Genomic DNA, 20,218 nt, shown 5'->3' with positions numbered 1-20,218 from the left:
GGTCAGTGGCCTATGCGAGGGTCCTTGAGGGGCAGGGGGGCGACGATATCGCGGACCTTGGCGTTGTCGTCCTGCTTCTGGCGCAGGTAGTCGAGGGCGACCTTGGCGGCGGCGCGCACATGGTCGACCGAGGCCTGGTGGGCGGCCAGGGGGTCGCCGCCCTTGATCGCCTCGACGATCTTTTCCATCTCGCGGTTGCTCGCGCCCCGGCGGTTCTCCTGGGACACCGAGGTGGCGCGCAGGTAACTGATGCGCGCCTGCAGCTGGCGCAACTGCTGGGCGGCGACCTGGTTGCCCGAGCCTTCGAGCAGCACGTCGTAGAAGCCTTGCACCGAGTCGAGCACCTGCTGCAGCTCGCCGTCTTCCAGCGCCTCGCGGTTGACCTCCAGGGCGCGCTCCAGGGCGCGGATGTCCTTGGCCTTGGCGTTGAGGGTGAACAGTTGCACGATCAGGCCTTCGAGCACGCAACGCAGCTCGTAGATATCACGGGCGTCTTCCAGGGTGATGATCGCCACCCGAGGACCCTTGGCGTCGGCGAACTCCACCAGGCCTTCGGACTCCAGGTGCCGCAGGGCCTCGCGCACGGAGGTGCGGCTGACGCCCAGGCGCTCGCAGAGGTCGCGCTCGACCAGGCGATCGCCTGGTAGCAGGTGGAAGTTCATGATCGCGCCGCGCAGCTTGTCGAGCACGATTTCACGCAGGGTGACGGGGTTGCGGTTGACCTTGAAGCTGTCGTCGAGGGGCTGGCGTTTCATCAGGGGCGCTCTTCTATGCGGCTGTTGCGCCAACATCGCGGAATGCCTTGAACCGGGGCATTCCTTGCAGTGGTTCACACAGCCCGCTGTTAACGGGTGGATTGCGCATCGGCTTCGGCGAACGCTTCGCGGGCCAGGCGGAAACTGTCCACCGCCGCGGGCACGCCGCAGTAAATGCCGACTTGAAGCAGGATCTCGCGAATCTGTTCGCGGCTCAGTCCATTACGCAGCGCGCCGCGGATGTGCAGCTTGAGCTCGTGGGGCCGGTTGAGCGCGGAAATCATCGCCAAGTTTATCATGCTGCGCTCTTTGAGCGACAAGCCATCGCGGCCCCAGACATGGCCCCAGCAGTACTCGGTGACCAGCTCCTGGAGTGGCTGGGTGAACTCGTCGGCGTTTTCGATCGAGCGGTTGACGTAGTCTTCGCCGAGCACTTGTGTGCGGATCTGCAGGCCTTTCTCGTACTTTTCGTTACTCATCTGCCGAGGTCCTTGAACGTTGAATAAAAATGGGGGCCGCAACCGAGGGTGAAGGGGTATGCGCGGCCCCCGGAAACTGTGGGGCGCACAGCGCCCCCGCGAGTGTCAGCCCAGCGGCGGCAGCGCGCCGAGCTTGCCCTTGTGGTAGACCATCGGGGTGACCGGCTGCTCGGGCAGCACCAGGTTCTTCACCTGGCCGACGATGATCGCGTGGTCGCCGCCGTCGTACTCGCGCCAAAACTCGCACTCGATGATCGCCGTGGCCTTGGTCAGCAGCGGGTTGCCCAGCTCGCTCAACTGCCAGTCGATGCCCTTGGCCTTGTCCTTGCCCTTGCCGGCGAAGGCATAGGCCTCGGCGGTCTGGTCGGCGGACAGCAGGTGGATGGCGAACTGCTTGCTGTCACGCAGGATCGGGTAAGTGTCGGAGGCGTAGTTGGGGCAGAACAGCACCAGCGCCGGCTTGATCGACAGCGCGCTGAACGCGCTGGCGGTGATGCCGACGATGCCGCCGTCGGCGTCCAGGGTGGTAACCACGGTGACGCCGGACGGGAACGAGCCCATCACGTCTTTGTAGATGCCAGGTTCGATCATGGTGGCGTTCTCCTAGCGCATCACGAAGGGGTCGGGCATGGGCGCGGTGGACAGGTTGATCCACACCGTCTTCAACTCGGTGTAGGCCAGCACCGAGTCGATGCCGCTCTCGCGGCCGTAACCGCTGTTCTTGAAGCCGCCGATGGGGGCCATGGCCGATACGGCGCGGTAGGTATTGACCCAGATGATCCCCGAGCGCACGTCACGGGCCAGGCGGTGGGCGCGGCCCAGGTCGCGGGTCCATATGCCGGCGGCCAGGCCGAACTGCGAGTCGTTGGCCATTGCCAGGGCCTGTTCCTCGGTCTTGAAGCGGATCACCGCGGCGACCGGGCCGAACACTTCTTCCTGCATGATGGTCATCGAGTTGCTGTCGCACTCGAACAGGGTCGGCTCGTAGAACCAGCCATCGCCTTCGACCTCGGCGCGCTTGCCACCCATGCGCAAGGTGGCGCCCTCGGCCTTGGCCGCGGCCACCAGGCCTTCGATCACCGCCAGTTGCTGGGCGGTGGCGATCGGGCCCATCTCGCTGCTGTCGTCCTGCGGGTTGCCGATGCGGATGCTTTTGGCGCGGGCGATCAGGCGTTCGACGAACTCGTCGAAGATATCGTCCTGCACCAGCAGGCGCGAACCTGCCACGCAGCTTTGCCCGGAGGCGGCATAGATGCCGGCCACGGCGCCGTTGATGGCGCTGTCCAGGTCGGCGTCGGCGAAGATGATGTTCGGCGACTTGCCGCCCAGTTCCAGCGACAGCTTGGCGAAGTTCTCGGCGCTGCTGCGCACCACGTGGCGGGCGGTGGCAGCGCCGCCGGTGAAGGCGATCTTGCGCACCAGCGGGTGGCGGGTCAGCGCCGCGCCGGTGCTTGGGCCGTAACCTGTGACCACGTTGACCACGCCAGCCGGGAAGCCGGCTTCCAGGGCCAGGCGGGCCAGCTCGAGGAGGGTGGCGGAGGCGTGCTCCGAGGGTTTGAGCACGATGGTGTTGCCGGCGGCCAGGGCCGGGGCCAGCTTGATCGCGGTGAGGTACAGCGGGCTGTTCCACGGGATGATCCCGGCCACCACGCCGATCGGCTCGTGCACCGTGTAGGCGAACAGGTCGGGCTTGTCCAGCGGCAGGGTGCCGCCTTCGAGCTTGTCGGCCAGGCCCGCGGTGTAGTGGAAGAACTCCGGCAGGTAGCCGACCTGGCCGCGGGTCTCGCGGATCAACTTGCCGTTGTCGCGGCTTTCCAACTGGGCCAGGTGTTCCTTGTTCTCGGCAATCAGGTCGCCGAGGCGGCGCAGCAGCTTGCCCCGGGCGGTGGCAGTGAGGCCGCGCCAGGCCTTGCCTTCGAAGGCGCGCTGGGCGGCCTGTACGGCGAGCTCGACATCGGCTTCGCCGGCATCTGGCAGTTGCGCCCAGGCCTTGGCGGTGGCCGGGTCAAGGCTGTCGAAGGTCTTGCCGCTCTGGGCATCGCGCCATTGGCCATCGATGCACATCTGGAAACGAACGAGGGTCATGCAACTATCCCCTTGGCGGATTCGGTGAGGGTGCGGGCCTGCCTGAGGAAGTCCAGCAGCATCTTGTTGACTTCGCGCGGTGCTTCCACCGGCATCATATGCCGTTGCTCGGCCAGGACCACACTCTGCGCGCCGGGAATTCGCGCGGCGAGTTGGCGGGTCATGGCCGGGGTGGAACCGCTGTCGAGCTCGCCGGTAGCGATCAGCGTCGGTACCTGGATGCTGCTCAGGTCGGCTTCGCGGTACATGTCCTGAGTGGCGAACAGCGAGTAAGTGGTGTGGTAGCCCTGCGGGTCGTTGCTTGCCAGGATCTGGCGGATGGCGGCGACCTGGGCCGGGTTGGCGGCCTTGTACTCGCGGCTGAACCAACGCTCGAGGGCGGCATCGACGTTGGCGTCTGGACCCTGTTCGTAGGCTTGCGCGGCGCGTGCGATCACCCCGGCGCTCTGCTCGGGAGTACGGTTGAAGACGCTGTTGAGTATTACCAGCGCGGCCAGGCGTTGCGGGTAGTCCAGGGCGAACGCGCGTGCCACCAGGCCGCCCATGGAAAAGCCGATCACGCAGGCCTGAGCGACCTGCAGGTGGTCGAGCAGTTCGGCGAGCTGCTCGGCATAGCCTTCCAGCGGCGTATCGGCGCTGGGCACGCGGCTCTGGCCATGGCCGAGCATGTCGTAGGCGATGACGCGATAGTCGTTGGCCAGGCCGACGATCTGCCCGCCCCACATTTCCTTGTTCAGGCCCACGCCGTGGATCAGTACCACGGGCTGGCCCTGGCCCAGGTCCAGGTAACTGGTCCCGGCCGGTGTACGTTCAGCGACAGGCTGAATCATGGAGGGCGCTCCTTGAAGGTCGGGCGCGGCGGGTATGCACGCCACGCCCAGGCCCGGCTTGGTTGTTGTTATTGAGCGTTGGCCTTTTCGGCAGCCAGTTCTTCCAGGTCGATGTAGCGGTTGCCAATGCGTGGGTGCAGGCGGCCACCGTCGGCGGCGCCCAGTACCACGACGATCTCGTCGGCACGTGGCGCATCTTCGATCTGCATTTCCAGGGTGATGTAGTGCGAGCGCAGGCCTTCGTCGTCCTTCTGCATCATCGGGATCTGGATCGAGGTGCCGGGGCCGCCGCGCTTGTTGGTGAAGCTCAGGTAGCTCTTGGCCTGCACGGCTTCGCGGTAGTGGTTGCCGAAGCGCAGGGTGTGGATCACCGCCGAGGCGTGCTCGATCTCGCCGTCGGCGCCGACCACGGCGGCCTTGCCGTAGGCCTCGATCTTGTCGGCTCCGCCGATGGCGGCGGTCAGGCGCTCGACCATCAGCGCGCCCAGTGCGGAGCAGTTGGCGCGGATCTCCGGCTTGAGGTCTTCGACGAAGCCGCGACCAGCCCATGGGTTCTTGATCACCACGGCCAGGCCGACCATGGTCACCGGCTTGTCGGTGGCCTTGCCGCCTTCGATGCGGGTCTCTTCGGAGTAGGTGACGATCTTGCGGATTTCGAAACTCATGGGGGGCTCCTGGTTAGGGTTATCAGCTCTTGTTGTCTGATGGTATACCATAATATTCGATGTGCAAGAGCCGGTCGAAAATTTCTCTCACCGGAGGACGAAAGGCTGTGTGCCTGGCTTGGATTCGGAGGCGATGCATCTATCGAGCGCCCCCCGCGCGGCGCTCGATCTCACAGGTGCAGAACCTGCCCCGACGAACATTTCAAGGCGACCCGCAAAAAAAGCCCGCTCGCGCCGGCCACGGGGGCCAACGCGAGCGGGCTGGTCCCCGCAATCAATCAGGCAAAGGGAATTCAGGCGAACGCCGGGACCACTTCCTTGATGAACAGCTCCAGCGACTTGCGTTTCTCGGCATGGGGCAGGCTGTTGTCGCACCAGAAGCTGAACTCGTCGACGCCTAGCTCCTGGTAGTACTTGATGCGCGCGATGATTTCTTCAGGGGTGCCGATCATGGTGTTCTTGCGGATGTTCTCCAGCGCGAAGGCTGGCACCTCGGCGAACTTCGATTCAGGGCTTGGCTCGAGGAAGCCGTTGACCGGCACGCTCTTGTTGCCGAACCAGGCATCGAAGGTGCGGTAGAAGCGTGAAATTGCCTGGGCGCCGACCTTCCAGCCGTCCGGCTCGGCAGGGCTATGCACGTGGGTGTGGCGCAGCACCATCAATTGTGGGCGCGGCACGTCCGGGTTGTTGTCCAGCGCGGCCTGGAACTTGTTCTTCAGGTCCAGCACCTCTTCGTCGCCCTTCATCAGCGGGGTGACCATGACGTTGCAACCATTGGCCACGGCGAAGTTGTGCGAGTCCGGGTCGCGGGCGGCGATCCACATCGGCGGCATGCCCTGCTGGACCGGCTTTGGCACGCTGGTGGAGGTGGGGAAGTTGTAGATCTCGCCTTCATGGGCATAGTCGCCTTGCCACAGCTGGCGCACCGCCGGGACCATTTCGCGCAGGGCCTTGCCGCCGTCGGTGGCCGGCATGCCGCCGGCCATCCGGTCGAACTCGAACTGGTAGGCGCCACGGGCCAGGCCCACTTCCATGCGGCCATTGCTGATCACGTCGAGCAGGGCGCATTCGCCGGCGACGCGGATCGGGTTCCAGAAGGGCGCGATGATGGTGCCGGCGCCCAGGCGGATTTTCTCGGTGCGCGCGGCCAGGTAGGCCAGCAGCGGCATCGGGCTCGGCGAGATGGTGTACTCCATGGCGTGGTGTTCGCCGATCCACACGGTGCTGAAACCGCCGTCTTCGGCCATCAGGGTCAGTTCGGTGAGGTCTTCGAACAGCTGGCGGTGGCTGACCTGCTCATCCCAACGTTCCATGTGCACGAACAGCGAAAATTTCATGGGGCTTTTCCTCGGAGCTTTGTTGTTGTCGCCCGCCGGGGCAGGCGCTCTAAGTGGAATCGGTCGTCAGGGTTCAGGCGAAGGCCGGCAGGCTGGCCATCTTGCCGCGGCAATAGACCATCGGGCGGGGCGCCTCCTGGGGGACGATCAGGTTGTGTACCTTGCCGACCATGATGGCGTGGTCGCCGCCTTCGTATTCACGCCACAGTTCGCATTCGATCACGGCGGTGGCGCCGGCCAGGATCGGGTTGCCCAGTTCGCTCAGGGTCCACTCGATGCCGACGGCCTTGTCCTTGCCTTTTTTCGCGAACGCATACGCCTCGGCCTGCTGTTCACCGGAGAGCAGGTGAATGGCGAAGCGCTTGTTCTTCATCAGGACAGGGTAGGAGTCGGAGCTGTAGTTGGGGCAGAACAGCACCAGCGGCGGGTCCATGGACAGGGAGGAGAAGGCGCTGGCGGTGAGGCCGACGATCGAGCCGTCGTCGTCCAGGGTGGTGATGACGGTTACGCCGGAGGGGAAGGAACCCAGGACGTGCTTGTAGACGGTTGCGTCGATCATCTCGTGTACCTCTGAAAAGGCTGCGGTGGTCCGCGGTTTTTATCGTTGATGTGTCTGATGGTATACCGTAATACCTATATTGCAAGCGGAATTTTCTGTGGCCTGGAGTTCACGATAAACGGTGCAAACCCCGTAATTACTGGCCTTGGTGTAGACATTCGTGCTGCGTGACGGTGCAAGGAGCGGATCAGTTGCGCTGAAAATGAGCAGTGCAGTGTTGTCAAACTGTTGGAATACCATAATATGGTCTGCAGCTGAGAGGCCGCCCCGAGCGGTTTCCATACAACGATAAAAACGACCTTTCGAGCTGAATCCTATGTCCCAACCGTCGTCGCAACACCATCTCGTCGAGCAACACACGGTCGATTACGTGCCACCGTCCGAGCGCCATGGGAAGGCGCGCGACCTTTTCACCCTGTGGTTCAGCACCAACATCGCGCCGCTGCCGATTGTCACTGGTGCCATGGTGGTCCAGGTGTTCCATCTGAACTTGCTGTGGGGGCTGCTGGCCATCGTGCTGGGGCATCTGCTGGGTGGGGTGGTGATCGCCCTGGCCTCGGCGCAGGGGCCGCAGCTGGGCATTCCGCAGATGGTGCAGAGCCGCGGCCAGTTCGGGCGCTATGGCGCACTGCTGATCGTGTTCTTCACCGCACTGATCTACGTCGGTTTCTTCATTTCCAACATCGTCCTGGCCGGCAAGTCGATCCACGGCATCGCCCCCGGCGTGCCGATGCCCGCCGCCATCGTCATCGGCGCCCTGAGCGCCACCGCCATCGGGGTGATCGGCTACCGCTTCATCCATACGCTGAACCGCGTCGGCACCTGGGTGATGGGCTCGGCGCTGCTGGCCGGCTTCATCATGATGTTCGCCCAGGAACTGCCGGGCGATTTCTTCAGCCGCGGCGCGTTCAACCTGTCCGGCTTCGTTGCCACGGTGTCGCTGGGCATCATCTGGCAGATCAGCTTCTCGCCCTACACCTCGGACTACTCGCGCTACCTGCCCCGTGAAGTCGGCATCGCCAAGCCGTTCTGGGCCACCTACCTCGGTGCCACCCTGGGCACCATCCTGTGCTTCAGTTTCGGTGCGGTGGCGGTGCTGTGCGTGCCGGAAGGCACCGACGCCATGGTGGCGGTCAAGCAGGCCACCGGCTGGCTGGGCCCGGTGCTGATGGTGCTGTTCCTGCTCAACATCATCAGCCACAACGCCCTCAACCTCTACGGTGCGGTGCTGTCAATCGTCACCGCGATCCAGACCTTCGCCGCCCATTGGACGCCGAGCATCAAGCTGCGGGTGGTGCTGGCGGGGGTAATCCTGGTGGGTTGCGGTCTCGTGGCGCTGAACGCCTCGGCCGACTTCATCGGCCAGTTCATCGGGCTGATCCTGGCGCTGTTGCTGGTGCTGGTGCCGTGGGCGTCGATCAACCTGGTGGACTTCTACCTGATCAAGCGCGGCGAGTACGACATCGCCTCGATCTTCCGCGCCGATGGCGGCATCTACGGGCGCTTCAACCACCACGCGATCATCGCCTATGCCTGCGGCATCCTGGTGCAGCTGCCGTTCGCCAATACGTCGCTGTATGTCGGGCCGTATTCGAACATTGTCGAAGGAGCCGACCTATCGTGGCTGTTCGGGCTGCTGGTGACAGTGCCGCTGTACTACTGCCTGGCAACGCGGGCACAGCCGGAAATGGCGCAGCGGGTGGTCGGCGTCAAATCCTGAAATTTGCGACAAACTCATCGCCGGGCACGCCTACTCCCGCACAGCCGGCAGGAGCAGGCGTGTCCCGCGATAGTCGTAAGGCCGTTCAGACCTTGAACTGCGCGACCAGCCCGTTGAGTTCCAGCGCCAGCTGTGACAAGTCCTGGGCCGATACGCTGGTTTGATTGGCCCCGGTGGTTGTCTGCATCGCCAGGTCGCGGATATTCATCAGGTTGCGGTCCACTTCCCGTGCCACCTGCGCCTGTTCCTCAGTGGCGCTGGCGATCACCAGGTTGCGCTGGTTGATCGAGGCGATGGTCCGGGCGATCAGCTCCAGAGCCCGGCCGGCCGATTGCGCCACCTCCAAGGTGCCGCTGGCGCGGCCCTGGCTGCTGTGCATGGCACTGACTGCGCGCTCGGTGCCGATCTGGATGGCGCCGATCATCTGCTCGATCTCCGCCGTGGATTGCTGCGTGCGGTGGGCCAATGCGCGCACTTCGTCGGCGACCACGGCGAAGCCACGGCCTGCCTCCCCAGCTCGGGCGGCCTCGATGGCGGCATTGAGCGCCAGCAGGTTGGTCTGGCCGGCAATCGCGCCGATCACATCCAGCACGCGGGTAATTTCGTTGGCGCTGTTGGCCAACCGTTCGATCTCTGTGGCGGTACCGGTGACGTCGTCGACCAGGTGCTGAATCGAAGCGAGTGCCTGGTTAACCTGGTCTTGACCATCACGGGTGGTCTGGTCCGCGTCTTGCGAGGCTTCGGCGGTGCTCACGGCGTTGCTGGCCACTTCCTCGACGGCACTGGTCATCTGGTTGACCGCGGTGGCGGCCTGGTCGATCTCGGTGCTCTGCAGCAGCAGGTCACGGCTGGTGTCCTCGGTGACGCCGTGCAACTGCTCCGAGGCCGAGGCCAGGCGGTTGGAGGAGGTGGCGATCTTGCCAATGGTCTCGCGCAGGCTTTGCTGCATGCGGCGCAGAGCGTGCAGCAGCAGCGCGGGTTCGTCCTGGCCAGCCACTACGATCTCGCGAGTCAGGTCGCCAATGGCAATACGTTCGGCCACCATGACGGCCTCCGCCAGCGGCGTGACGACACTGTTGGTGAACAACAAGGCGACGGCGACCAGCACCAGAATGATCAGCAACAGCGCAATGACGATTGCCCGCAAGGCATCGTCCCCAACATCGCTGCTGTGCTGCGAGGCGGTGTGCGCACCTTTGTAGTTGAAATCAACCAGTGTCGACAACGCGTCCATCATATGGTCCGCCCGCTGGATCAGCGGGCCGCTGATCTGTTGCTTGGCTTGCGTCATGCGGCCTTCGTTGATGTTCGCGAGTACCTGAAGCTGCAGGTCGGTGTATTGCTTGCGCGCCTCGAGAAAGGCACTGAACAGGTTGCGATCTTGCGGACCATCGATGGTCGACTCGTAGCTGTTCAGGCTGTTGCGCAACGTATCTTCAATGCTGCCAAGCAAGTGCAGGCTCGTTCCCTCGCCGCTGCTGTCCTCAAGGGCAGCACGCAGTGTGGCCGCACGCTCCTTGGCGAGGCTGGAGCTAATGCCGTTGAGCGCAATCATGGCCGGTAGCCAGTTAACCCGGATTTCATCCGTGGCACTGTCCATTCGTTGGGTTTCGTACACTGCGACCCCACCCATGGACAGAATGAGAACAGCCAGGGTGGTGAAAAAACAGCCAGCCCTTTTGCCGATTTTCATGTTTCTAAGCAGCATGGATATTCCTTGACGTGAGATAAATTTACACGTCAAGAGCATGGTGGCGCGGCGACTTACGGAGTAGTCGGCGAAGACCACACGCTACTGCGAGTTTTTCTGACTTTTTATCTGCGTGAATTGTGATGGGAAGGGGGCGCACGGCTGCGCCCCACACTGCTGCGAATGGTCAGACCTTGAATTGCGCCACCATCGCGTTCAGCTCCACCGCCAGGCGTGAAAGGTCCTGGGCCGCAGCGCTGGTCTGGTTGGCGCCTGCCGAAGTCTGCATCGCCAGGTCGCGGATGTTCACCAGATTGCGGTCGACCTCCCGCGCCACCTGGGCCTGCTGTTCAGAGGCCGTGGCGATCACCAGGTTGCGCTGGTTGATCGTGGCGATCGCCTCGGCGATCAGTTCCAGGGCCCGGCCGGCCGATTGCGCCACTTCCAGGGTGCCGCCGGCGCGGCCCTGGCTGCTGTGCATGGCGTTGACCGCGCGCTCGGTGCCGGTCTGGATGCCGCCGATCATCTGCTCGATCTCCGCCGTCGACTGCTGGGTGCGGTGGGCAAGGGCGCGTACCTCGTCGGCGACGACGGCAAAACCACGGCCCGCCTCGCCGGCACGGGCGGCCTCGATGGCGGCGTTGAGGGCCAGCAGGTTGGTCTGGCCGGCGATCGAACCGATCACGTCGAGCACCTGGCTGATCTGGTTGGCGTGGCTGGCAAGTTGCTCAATTTCCTCGGCGGTGCCGGTCACGTCATCGACCAGGTGCTGGATCGAGGCCAGTGCCTGGTTGACCTGGTCGCGGCCGTCGCGAGTTGTGCGGTCGGCGCCTTGGGAAGCATCGGCGGTGCTCACGGCGTTGCTGGCCACTTCTTCGACAGCGGCGGTCATCTGGTTGACCGCGGTGGCAGCCTGGTCGATCTCGGCACTCTGCTGGTGCAGGCCGCGGCTGGTGTCTTCTGTAACGCTGTGCAATTCCTCGGAGGCCGAGGCCAGCTGGTCGGAGGAGGCGGCGATCCGCCGCAAGGTATCGCGCAGGCTGTGCTGCATGCGGTTCAGGGCGCGCAGCAGCAAGGCCGGCTCGTCGCGGCCGAGCACGGTGATCTCGCGGGTCAGGTCGCCGGTGGCGACGCGCTCGGCCACGGCGACGGCGTCGGCCAGCGGCACGATGATGCTGCGGGTGAGGAGGGTGGCGATGGCGACCAGCGCGAGCAGGATCACGGTGATGGCGCCGATGATCAGGGCAAAGGCTTCGTCCGAGGCCGCACTGCTGCGCTGCGAGGCCTGCTCGGCGCCCTGGGTGTTGTAGGCGATCAGTTCGCCCAGAGCCTTCATCATGCTGTCGGCGTATTCGGCCAGCGGGCCGTTGACCAGGCGGCGGGCTTCGTCGAGCTGATCGTTGCCGGCGGCGCTGCGAATGGCCTTCTGCAGGCCGTGGTAACGCTCGCTGAGGCCGATGAAGGCATCGAACAGGGCGCGGTCGTCGGCTTTGATGATGGTGCGCTCGTAGGCCTTGAGGTCGCTTTCGAGCTGCTGGTTGACCTGGACGATCTTGTCCAGGGTAGTGTGACGTGCGCTGCTGCTGTCCTCCAGGACACTGCGCAAGGTGAGGGCGCGGGCTCGGCCCAGGTTGCTGCTGACTTCGCCCAGGGCGATTACCGCGGGCATCCAGGTGATGCGGATCTCGTCGGTGGCGCTGTCCATTCTGCGGGTTTCGTACAGGGCGACCAGGCCCATGACCAGGACCAGGACCCCGAGCAGGGTGAACATTCCTGCTGCCCGAATGCCAATCTTAACGTTCCGTAACTGCATGCGACGCTCCTTGACGGTGGCTGGCAGGCGTCAAGAGCGCGGACTGACCGGGCTCGGCTGGAAGGGCTCTCGATGCACTGCGAAAGGGGATATATCCTCACGGTTCATGTTGTTTTTTTCTGGATGATGACACAGTGCCACTATTATTGACCAGTCGTTCAATGAAAGCTCGTTCCCTCGGGTATGTCGTCACTTGCTGACCGTTAGTCTTCATTGCGTCGCAAAAAGGGCCGCAGAGCGGCCCTTTCTTATCATGCAACGATTGGAATGGCGGGGTCGGCAGCTGCTAGCGCCTGGGCGCGATCAGCTGCGGGGGGGTAGATCCATACCGTGTTGATCTGGCGCTTGAGACTCTTGCCTTCCAGGCCCTGCAGGTGCAGTTCGCGTTCCCAGCCTTCGCTGTAGGCCGCGCCCCACCCTCCAAGGTCCAGGCAGGTGACGTACTTGGGCTGGCGATAGATCACCGGCTCCACGCCCAGCAGCTCGGCCATGGCGTTGTTGCCCGAATGGCGGCCCATGGGAATGGCGTGCTGGCAGCTCATCAGCGCTAGGTTGCCCTTGTCGTCGACGGCGGCGCAGGCGACATCGCCAGTGGCGAAGATGTAGTCCTGCCCAATGACTTTCAGGTGATCATCAACTTTCAGGCGTCCCAAGCCGTCACGCTCGCCTGCGACCTGGGCGGTCAACGGGCTGGCCTTGACCCCAACGGTCCATATCACAGTCTTGCTGGCGATGTATTCGCCGTTATCCAGGGTCACGCCCCCCGCATCCACCGCCACCACCGAGGTGCCAGTCAGCCATTGCACCCCGGCCTGCTCGCTGGCGCTGACAATGGCCGGGGTGATGCCGGCGCCGAGCGCGGCACCGATGCTGGTACCTCGGTCGATCAGCACCACACGGGCCTGGCCTTCGCCGAGGATGGCGCGCAGCCGGGATGGCAGCTCGGTGGCCGTTTCGATACCGGTGAAGCCACCGCCGCACACCACCAGGGTGTTGCGCGCCGGTGAGGCGGGCAGGCTGGCCAGGCTGTGCAGGTGCTGCTCCAGGCGAGTGGCCGACTCCATCTGGTCGACATCGAAGGTGTGCTCGGTCAGGCCCGGGACGGCGGGGCGGGCCACCTGGCTGCCGGCGGCGAGGATCAGACGATCGTAGGCGAGCTGGTGCGTGTGCCCGTTGGTATCGCGGTAGCCGACCAGGCGGGCGTCGCTGTCGATGGTGTCGGCGGTGCCGTGGATGAACTCCACGCCCACCACGTCGAACAGGGCCTCCAAGGGCGCCTGCAAGCTGTGCACGTCGGCTTCATAGAAGCGTGGGCGGATCCGCAGTTGCGGCTGCGGCGCCAGCACACTGATGCGCACGTCGCCGCGCTGGGCCTGGTCGAGCAGGCGGGCGGCGCTCAGGGCGCTCCAGACACCGGCAAAGCCGGCACCGATGATCAGGATACGAGAGGTCATGAAGGTGCTCCGCAAGGTAGGAAAGGGCTTCGACGAAGCATGTGCTACTTGTCGAATAACTACGACTGTATTGATCGTAGTTTAATTCGGCAAGTGTTTTTTACGCATCGGGTTGTGCGTCAACCGCCACAAAATGCGCGGATGCCGCGTATTGAATGACGTAAAGCGGGGTCTTGACCGGCCAGCCCGACGACAGGCGGCTACGCCCGGCTTTGCTTTCCAGCACTGACGGGCGTACAATTTACGACTAAATCAGTCGGAGATTTATATGTCCCTCTACAGTGCAGGCGTCGAGTACGGCATCCACTGCCTGCTGTTCCTGGTGGACGAGCGTGGCGACAGTCGCGAGTCCAGCGTGCGTGACCTGGCCGAGCTGCAGGGGGTGCCCCAGGAATACCTGGCCAAGGTCTTCACCAAGCTCGCCCGGGCCGGGCTGGTTGCCGCGACCGAAGGCGTGCGCGGCGGGTTTCGCCTGGCGCGGCCTTCCGACGAAATCACCGTGCTGGATATCGTCACGGCCATCGATGGACCGAAGAAGCTCTTCGATTGCCGGGAGATCCGCGAGCGCTGCGCGGTGTTCGAGGGTTCGGCGCCGGGCTGGGCGACCGAGGGCACCTGTGCCATTCACGCGGTGATGCTGGGGGCACAGAAACGCATGGAAGAGGCGTTGGCCCAGCAGACCATCCTCGACCTGGTACGGCGGTTCGGGCGCAAGGCGCCGGCTGAGTTCGGGCAGAAGGTCAATGACTGGATGAGCGAGCGACGCGACGGCAAAGGCAGCGCTGGCGATATTCCGTTGCAGGTGGTCTGACTGGGCCTGGGCCACCACGGAAAATGCTGCTCAACCCCCAGGTAAATCCTTGCCTGGGTGATCCGCCCGCGCGCCTCAAGGCGCGGTAAGCTGACAGGAATATCCCGCGCGCCGCCCACGGCGCCAGAGAGGTCAGCGTGGCTTCCTACACCTTGCGTCAACTGAAGTACTTCGTCACCACCGTGGAGGCCGGCAGCGTCGCCGAAGCCTCGCGCCAGTTGTACATCGCCCAGCCGTCGATCTCCACGGCGATCAAGAGCCTGGAAGAAAGCTTCGGCGTGCAGCTGTTCATTCGCCATCACGCCCAGGGCGTGTCGCTGACGCCCAGCGGCAAGCGCTTCTACGCCAAGACCCGGTCCCTGCTGCAGATGGCCCACGAGTTCGAGCAGAACGCCCTGGCCGACAACGACACGGTGGCCGGGCAGATCGACATCGGCTGTTTCGAGACCGTGGCACCGCTGTATCTGCCGCGGCTGATCGCCGGCTTCCGCGAGCGCTACCCCGGGGTGGACATCCGCCTGCGCGACGGTGAGCAACAGGACCTGATCCAGGGGCTGACGGCCGGTACCTTCGACCTGGCGTTCCTCTATGACCATGACCTGGACGGCACCATCGAGACCGAGCCGCTGATGCCCCCACAGAAGCCCTATGTGCTGCTGCCGGAAAAGCACCGTTTCGCAGGCCAAGCCCAGGTGTCGCTGCGTGACCTGTGTCCCGAGCCGATGATCCTGCTCGACGTGGCCCCAAGCCGCACCTATTTCGTCAGCCTGTTCAACGAACTGGGGCTGACGCCGAACATCGTCTTCAGCTCCCCGTCGATCGAGATGGTCCGGGGCATGGTCGGGCAGGGCTTTGGTTTCTCGCTGCTGGTGACCCGGCCGCACTCGGAATTCACCTACGACGGGCAGCGGCTGGTGACGCTGGCGATCGCCGAGCCGGTGACGCTGTCGGGGTTGGCGGCGGCGCACCTCAGGCGTGTGCAACTGACCAAGCCGGCGCAGCTATTCGTGGAGTTCTGCCGTGAAGAGCTGGCACGGATGTAGGTGCTGACCGCCCGTCGCCTGTAGGGCGAAGACGACCGAACGTTGCCCGGTCAGTGGTTTCTTCCACTAAGGTGCATGAGACACTTCGGCGTTGTCATTACCGGGGCGAATGGACCTGCGCCCGGTGATGCTCAACTTCGACTGACAACCTTGCCGGTCGAGGGCGTAGCACATCTGACAGGCCATCCACTACAGAGAGGGTCGTACCATGTCTTTGATTGGCGTTTCTATGCTTGAGATGCGGCAGATGATCGAGCAGGCTTGCCTGCCCGACCACTGCGAGGTGAGCTGCGCCGATGGCGAGAACCTCACCATTCGCTTGGGTCAGGGCTCGAGTCCGGACGATTGCCTTACCGTGGCAGTGGTGCCAATTGCCAACCTCAACAACTGTCGAGATCTGGTGAACCTTGTGAGTCGGGTCAAGGCGCAACGTGATGCCCCGCCGGGGGCCCGTAAAGCGATTGCCTGAGGTCATTGCAACTCGAGCAACATATTGATGCCGCCGTCGCCGCACTTGACGTGTTCACGGACAACGCCCCGATAATTGCGTCCCTCCCAGGCGAAGGCGACGCTGTGCGCCTTCTCCACCTTGGCAGGTAACGGTGGCTCGATATGCAGGCGCAGTGCGGGACGGCCCTGCAGGCTAAGTGCCGCCAACTGGACCTGGCACATGGCACGCTGGGCCATTGGACCGAATAATGTATCGCGGACGAAATCCAGTTCCAGGCAAGCGCAGGGGGCACGACAAGGCATCTTCATGGTGGCTTTCCGACTCAAAGAGGCATAGCTCGAAGTTGGAAGCGTAAAGGCGCCAGACGTTCAAATTATTTCAGTAGGCTGAAGCAGCTCATTCGGCCTGGCATGCGCGGCACCCGCTAAGCCAGTTGCTAACAGGCGGCTCAGGGGGGGCCGAGAATCTCCAGCACCTTGTCGCGCAACTGGTCGATGCTGAACGGCTTGCCTATGAGGTGCATGCCTGGGGGCACGTTGAAGCTCTCGGCGTAGCCACTGGCGAACAGCACGGGCAGATTCGGCCGGCTTTCGCGGGCCTTGGCCGCCAATTCCTCGCCGCGCAGGTCGGGCAACCCGACGTCGGTCATCAACAGCGCCAGCGGTTGCGTCGGATCCTCGATGATCTTGAGGGCCGCGGCAGCGCTGTCGGCCTCGATGGCGGCATAGCCCAGTTCGTCGAGCACTTCGACTATCAGCATACGAACGATGTCGTCGTCTTCGACTACCAGAAGGTGCATTTCATGGGTCCTGTTTCGATGGATTGTCTCTACTCTGTGCGCGGGGCCATGGCAGAAGTTCCCAAGCTTAACGGCATGCGCAAATAGATGGAACGTTTGCTGCAAGCAGGCTTCAAATACTGGCTAAATGCCCTGCCAGATCTGCCAAAGCTGGTTAGACTCGCGGTATTGGCGGTCGGTCTGGCGCAGGGCATCACTTACACGACGTTGACGCCGGTCTGTTCAATGGATTTTTTTCGCTCGGGCACTTTCACATGATTCAAGCAGCCTCGATGGACCAACGCAGTTTTCGCAAACTGCTGAGCCGCAACGTCGGCCTGCCCCTGGGAGTGGGGCTACTGGGCGCCGTGGCCTTTGTCGCGGTGATCTACTACCTGCTTTCGGCCATGCAGTGGGTCGAGCACACCGATCGGGTGATCGGCAATGCCAACGAGACGATCAAGCTGTCGATCGACATGGAAACCGGCATGCGCGGCTATCTGCTGACCGGCGAAGAGCGTTTCCTCGACCCCTACGAGGTGGCCAAGCCGCGCATCTTCGGCAGCCTGGACAGCCTGCGGGCAATGGTGGCCGACAACCCTCAGCAAGTTGACCGCATCGACCGCATCGCGGCGCTGCAGCGCGAGTGGAACACCTTCGGCAACGAAGTCATCAGCCAGCGGCGCACCCAACAGGGTGATGTGGCGTCGTCGATTGGCCGTGGCCGCGGCAAGCGCCTGACCGACGAGATCCGCAAGGAGTTCGACACTTTCATCAACACCGAGCAGCAACTGCGTACGGCGCGCAACGAGACGGTCAGCACGGTCACCATGACCGCGATCTCGGCGTTCGTGCTGTTCATCGTTGCCCTGAGTGCGTTGCTTGCTTACCTCGGACGGCGTGACTTGCTGGCCTTGTCCTCAAGCTATGTCGAAAACCTGGAAGCCCAGCAACGCGCCGCCGAGCGCCTGGAGCAACAGGCCTGGGTGCGTGCCGGACAGACCCAGCTGGCCGAACAGGTGCTGGGCCAGCTGACGCTGCCGATGCTTGGCGACAATATCCTGCGCTTTTTCGCCGGTTACCTGGGCAGCGTGGTCGGTGCGCTGTATGTGCGCGATGAGCATGGCCAGTTGGTGCGGGTCGCCGCCTATGGTCTGGATGCCGAACAGAAGGCCAGCGAACCGCGCGTCGGCGATCATGCCGGCCTGCTGGGCGAGGCGGTGGCCCAGGGGCGGCTGTTGCGCCTGGATGAGCTGCCGGAGGATTACTACCGCCTGAGTTCCGGGCTGGGCCGTGGCTTGCCTCGCAGCGGTGTGCTGGTGCCGGCGCAGGACGACGCGCGGGTCAACGGCGTACTGGAGCTGGGATTCCTACGCACGCTGCAAGATCGTGACTTGGAGCTGCTGCAGCGCGTCGCCGAAAACCTGGGTATCTCCATCGAAAGCGCCCGCTATCGCCAGCGCCTGCAGGAAGTGCTCGCTGAAACCCAGCAGCTCAACGAAGAACTGCAGGTGCAGCAGGAGGAACTCAAGACCGCCAACGAAGAGCTCGAGGAACAGTCGCGGGTGCTCAAGGAGTCCCAGGCCCACCTCGAGACCCAGCAGGCCGAACTCGAGCAGACCAACGAACAACTGGCCGAGCGCACCGAGGCGCTGGACCGCAAGAACGGCGAGCTGAACCAGGCCCAGGTCGAGTTGCAGGCCCGCGCCGATGACCTGCAGCGCTCGAGCAAGTACAAGTCCGAGTTCCTCGCCAACATGTCCCATGAGCTGCGCACTCCACTCAACAGCTCACTGATCCTGGCCAAGCTGCTGGCCGAGAACGCCGAAGGCAACCTCAGCAAGGAGCAGGTGAAGTTCGCCGAGTCCATCTATTCGGCCGGCAACGACCTGCTCAACCTGATCAACGATATTCTCGACATCGCCAAGGTCGAGGCCGGCAAGCTGGAGGTACGCGCCGAAAACACTCCGCTGGAGCGGCTGGTCGAAGGCTTGAAGGGTATGTTCCAACCGTTGGCGCAGGACAAGGGGCTGTCCTTCGCCGTGCAACTGGAGCAACCGTTGCCGGCTTCCCTGTTCACCGACCGTCAGCGCCTTGAGCAGATTCTCAAGAACCTGTTGTCCAACGCCATCAAGTTCACCGAGCGTGGCCAGGTCAGCCTGCGCATCAGCCATCAAGCGGGACGGGGGATCGTCTTCGCGGTGCGCGACACCGGCATCGGCATCGCCGCCGACCAGCAGCAGGCGATCTTCGGCGCCTTCCACCAGGTCGATGGCACCAGCAACCGGCGCTATGGCGGCACGGGCCTGGGCTTGTCCATCTCGCGTGACCTGGCGCACCTGCTGGGTGGGCAGATCGATGTCGATAGCACCCCGGGGCAGGGCAGCGTTTTCAGCCTGGTCCTTCCCGAGCATTTCGAGCCTGATACCCAGCAGATCGAGGTGCACAGCCTGCGCCCGGCGGTCGACGAACTGCCTCCGGCACCGCCGATGGCGACAACCGTACGCAGCGAGCGCCCGACGCCGGCCTTCGCCGACGATCGCGAGCAGGCGCCATTCGGCAACCGCTGCATCCTGGTGATCGAGGATGAGCCGAATTTCGCTCGTATCCTCTTCGACCTCGCCCACGAACTGGGCTACAGCTGCCTGGTCGCCCATTCCGCCGACGAGGGCTTCGAGCTGGCGGCCCAGTACCTGCCCGATGCCATCCTGCTGGACATGCGCCTGCCTGACCATTCCGGGCTTACCGTGCTGCAGCGCCTGAAAGAGCAGGCCGGCACCCGGCATATTCCGGTGCATATCATTTCGGTGGAGGACCGAGTCGAGGCGGCCATGCACATGGGGGCGGTGGGCTACGCAGTCAAGCCCACCAGCCGCGAGGAACTCAAGGCGGTGTTCGGTCGGCTGGAGGCGAAGCTCACGCAGAAGCTCAAGCACATCCTGCTGGTGGAAGACGATGACCTGCAGCGCGAGAGCATTGCCCGCCTGATCGGCGACGACGATATCGAAATCACTGCCGTGGCAATGGCTCAGGATGCCCTGGCGCTGCTGCGCGAGAATATCTACGACTGCATGATCATCGACCTCAAGTTGCCCGACATGCTCGGCAACGAGCTGCTCAAACGCATGACCGCCGAAGATATCCGCAGCTTCCCGCCAGTGATCGTCTACACCGGCCGTAATCTCACCCGCGAGGAGGAGGCCGACCTGCTCAAATATTCGCGCTCGATCATCATCAAGGGCGCGCGCTCGCCCGAGCGCCTGCTCGATGAAGTGACACTGTTCTTGCACAAGGTCGAGTCGCAGCTGTCCAACGAACGCCAGCGCATGCTCAAGACCGCTCGCAGCCGCGACAAGGTGTTCGAGGGGCGCAAGATCCTGCTGGTGGACGATGATGTGCGTAATATCTTCGCCCTGACCAGCGCCCTGGAACACAAGGGTGCCATCGTCGAGATCGGCCGCAACGGGCGCGAGGCCATAGAGTGCCTCGAAGCCAACGACGACATCGACCTGGTGCTGATGGACGTGATGATGCCGGAAATGGATGGCTACGAGGCGACGCGCCTGATCCGTCAGCAACCGCGCTGGCGCAAGCTGCCGATTATCGCCGTGACCGCCAAGGCGATGAAGGACGACCAGCAGCGTTGCCTGCAGGCCGGGGCCAATGACTACCTGGCCAAACCGATCGAGCTGGACCGCCTGTTCTCGCTGATCCGAGTCTGGCTGCCGCAATTGGAGCGAATCTGAAA

The 20,218-nt window shown here is 63.8% G+C and carries 19 protein-coding genes; 6 read left to right on the top strand and 13 right to left on the bottom strand.

The annotated features are described in order from the left end of the window. Positions 1-2: 2 nt before the first annotated feature. From LU688_RS16735 to LU688_RS16700, 8 genes are all read right to left on the bottom strand, one after another. The gene (locus LU688_RS16735) at positions 3-755 is read right to left on the bottom strand and encodes a GntR family transcriptional regulator (RefSeq protein ID WP_038706317.1); all 753 of its coding nucleotides are present in this window, start codon (positions 753-755) and stop codon (positions 3-5) included. Between the two features lie 89 nt (positions 756-844). Continuing rightward, complete coding sequence (locus LU688_RS16730) at positions 845-1,234, bottom strand: carboxymuconolactone decarboxylase family protein (RefSeq protein ID WP_023632816.1); 390 nt, start codon at positions 1,232-1,234, stop codon at positions 845-847. Positions 1,235-1,339: 105 nt separating this feature from the next. Next, entirely contained in the window at positions 1,340-1,825 is a 486-nt protein-coding gene (locus tag LU688_RS16725) for a flavin reductase family protein (protein ID WP_232888162.1), read from the bottom strand. 12 nt (positions 1,826-1,837) lie between these two features. After that, complete coding sequence (locus LU688_RS16720; protein ID WP_094011894.1) at positions 1,838-3,319, bottom strand: aldehyde dehydrogenase; 1,482 nt, start codon at positions 3,317-3,319, stop codon at positions 1,838-1,840. Then, on the bottom strand, positions 3,316-4,149 hold the full coding sequence (locus tag LU688_RS16715) for an alpha/beta fold hydrolase (RefSeq protein ID WP_094011895.1): 834 nt from the start codon (positions 4,147-4,149) through the stop codon (positions 3,316-3,318). The genes LU688_RS16720 and LU688_RS16715 overlap by 4 nt, the downstream gene beginning before the upstream one ends. Before the next feature lie 68 nt (positions 4,150-4,217). Next, positions 4,218-4,814 (bottom strand): amino acid synthesis family protein, encoded by a 597-nt coding sequence (locus LU688_RS16710; RefSeq protein ID WP_023632164.1) that lies wholly within the window; start codon positions 4,812-4,814, stop codon positions 4,218-4,220. A 293-nt stretch (positions 4,815-5,107) separates the two neighbouring features. Then, positions 5,108-6,151 carry an LLM class flavin-dependent oxidoreductase gene (locus LU688_RS16705; protein ID WP_038706314.1) on the bottom strand — a complete coding sequence of 348 codons (1,044 nt, stop codon included), beginning with the start codon at positions 6,149-6,151 and terminating at the stop codon, positions 5,108-5,110. Positions 6,152-6,224: 73 nt separating this feature from the next. Then, complete coding sequence (locus LU688_RS16700) at positions 6,225-6,710, bottom strand: flavin reductase family protein (protein ID WP_023630914.1); 486 nt, start codon at positions 6,708-6,710, stop codon at positions 6,225-6,227. 316 nt (positions 6,711-7,026) lie between these two features. Here LU688_RS16700 and LU688_RS16695 point away from each other — a divergent pair, with 316 nt between their 5' ends. Beyond that, the gene (locus LU688_RS16695; protein ID WP_094011896.1) at positions 7,027-8,430 is read left to right on the top strand and encodes a purine-cytosine permease family protein; all 1,404 of its coding nucleotides are present in this window, start codon (positions 7,027-7,029) and stop codon (positions 8,428-8,430) included. 85 nt (positions 8,431-8,515) lie between these two features. Here the strand turns inward: LU688_RS16695 and LU688_RS16690 are convergent, their stop codons facing one another. From LU688_RS16690 to LU688_RS16680, 3 genes are all read right to left on the bottom strand, one after another. Continuing rightward, on the bottom strand, positions 8,516-10,138 hold the full coding sequence (locus LU688_RS16690) for a methyl-accepting chemotaxis protein (RefSeq protein WP_094011897.1): 1,623 nt from the start codon (positions 10,136-10,138) through the stop codon (positions 8,516-8,518). Positions 10,139-10,307: 169 nt separating this feature from the next. After that, positions 10,308-11,891, bottom strand: coding sequence for a methyl-accepting chemotaxis protein (locus LU688_RS16685; RefSeq protein ID WP_371041605.1), 1,584 nt, complete (start codon positions 11,889-11,891; stop codon positions 10,308-10,310). Between the two features lie 293 nt (positions 11,892-12,184). Beyond that, on the bottom strand, positions 12,185-13,387 hold the full coding sequence (locus LU688_RS16680; protein ID WP_094011898.1) for an NAD(P)/FAD-dependent oxidoreductase: 1,203 nt from the start codon (positions 13,385-13,387) through the stop codon (positions 12,185-12,187). A 268-nt stretch (positions 13,388-13,655) separates the two neighbouring features. Between LU688_RS16680 and LU688_RS16675 the strand changes: the two genes are divergently transcribed. The 3 genes from LU688_RS16675 to LU688_RS16665 all read left to right on the top strand — a co-directional run bounded on the left by LU688_RS16675 (position 13,656) and on the right by LU688_RS16665 (position 15,710). Then, the gene (locus LU688_RS16675) at positions 13,656-14,198 is read left to right on the top strand and encodes an RrF2 family transcriptional regulator (RefSeq protein ID WP_094011899.1); all 543 of its coding nucleotides are present in this window, start codon (positions 13,656-13,658) and stop codon (positions 14,196-14,198) included. 137 nt (positions 14,199-14,335) lie between these two features. Next, positions 14,336-15,241, top strand: coding sequence for a LysR family transcriptional regulator (locus LU688_RS16670; protein WP_031314708.1), 906 nt, complete (start codon positions 14,336-14,338; stop codon positions 15,239-15,241). A gap of 208 nt (positions 15,242-15,449) precedes the next feature. Further along, positions 15,450-15,710, top strand: coding sequence for a DUF1652 domain-containing protein (locus LU688_RS16665; protein ID WP_023629516.1), 261 nt, complete (start codon positions 15,450-15,452; stop codon positions 15,708-15,710). A 2-nt stretch (positions 15,711-15,712) separates the two neighbouring features. Here LU688_RS16665 and LU688_RS16660 read toward each other — a convergent pair whose 3' ends face one another. Further along, a complete protein-coding gene (locus LU688_RS16660; protein ID WP_160290787.1) occupies positions 15,713-16,000 on the bottom strand; it encodes a hypothetical protein in 288 nt (95 codons plus the stop codon). Between the two features lie 140 nt (positions 16,001-16,140). Continuing rightward, the gene (locus LU688_RS16655) at positions 16,141-16,491 is read right to left on the bottom strand and encodes a response regulator (protein ID WP_023629514.1); all 351 of its coding nucleotides are present in this window, start codon (positions 16,489-16,491) and stop codon (positions 16,141-16,143) included. 87 nt (positions 16,492-16,578) lie between these two features. On the opposite strand from LU688_RS16655, the gene LU688_RS16650 reads away from it, so the two are divergent. Both LU688_RS16650 and LU688_RS16645 read left to right on the top strand, forming a co-directional pair. Further along, positions 16,579-16,749 (top strand): hypothetical protein, encoded by a 171-nt coding sequence (locus LU688_RS16650; RefSeq protein WP_160290786.1) that lies wholly within the window; start codon positions 16,579-16,581, stop codon positions 16,747-16,749. After that, entirely contained in the window at positions 16,746-20,216 is a 3,471-nt protein-coding gene (locus tag LU688_RS16645; RefSeq protein WP_038706310.1) for a response regulator, read from the top strand. Before LU688_RS16650 ends, LU688_RS16645 begins: the two co-directional genes overlap by 4 nt. The last annotated feature ends 2 nt before the right edge of the window (positions 20,217-20,218 follow it).

It is taken from the genome of Pseudomonas soli (assembly GCF_021283165.2).
GTDB lineage: Bacteria > Pseudomonadota > Gammaproteobacteria > Pseudomonadales > Pseudomonadaceae > Aquipseudomonas > Aquipseudomonas soli.
This window is presented reverse-complemented; position numbering and strand designations above follow the sequence as displayed.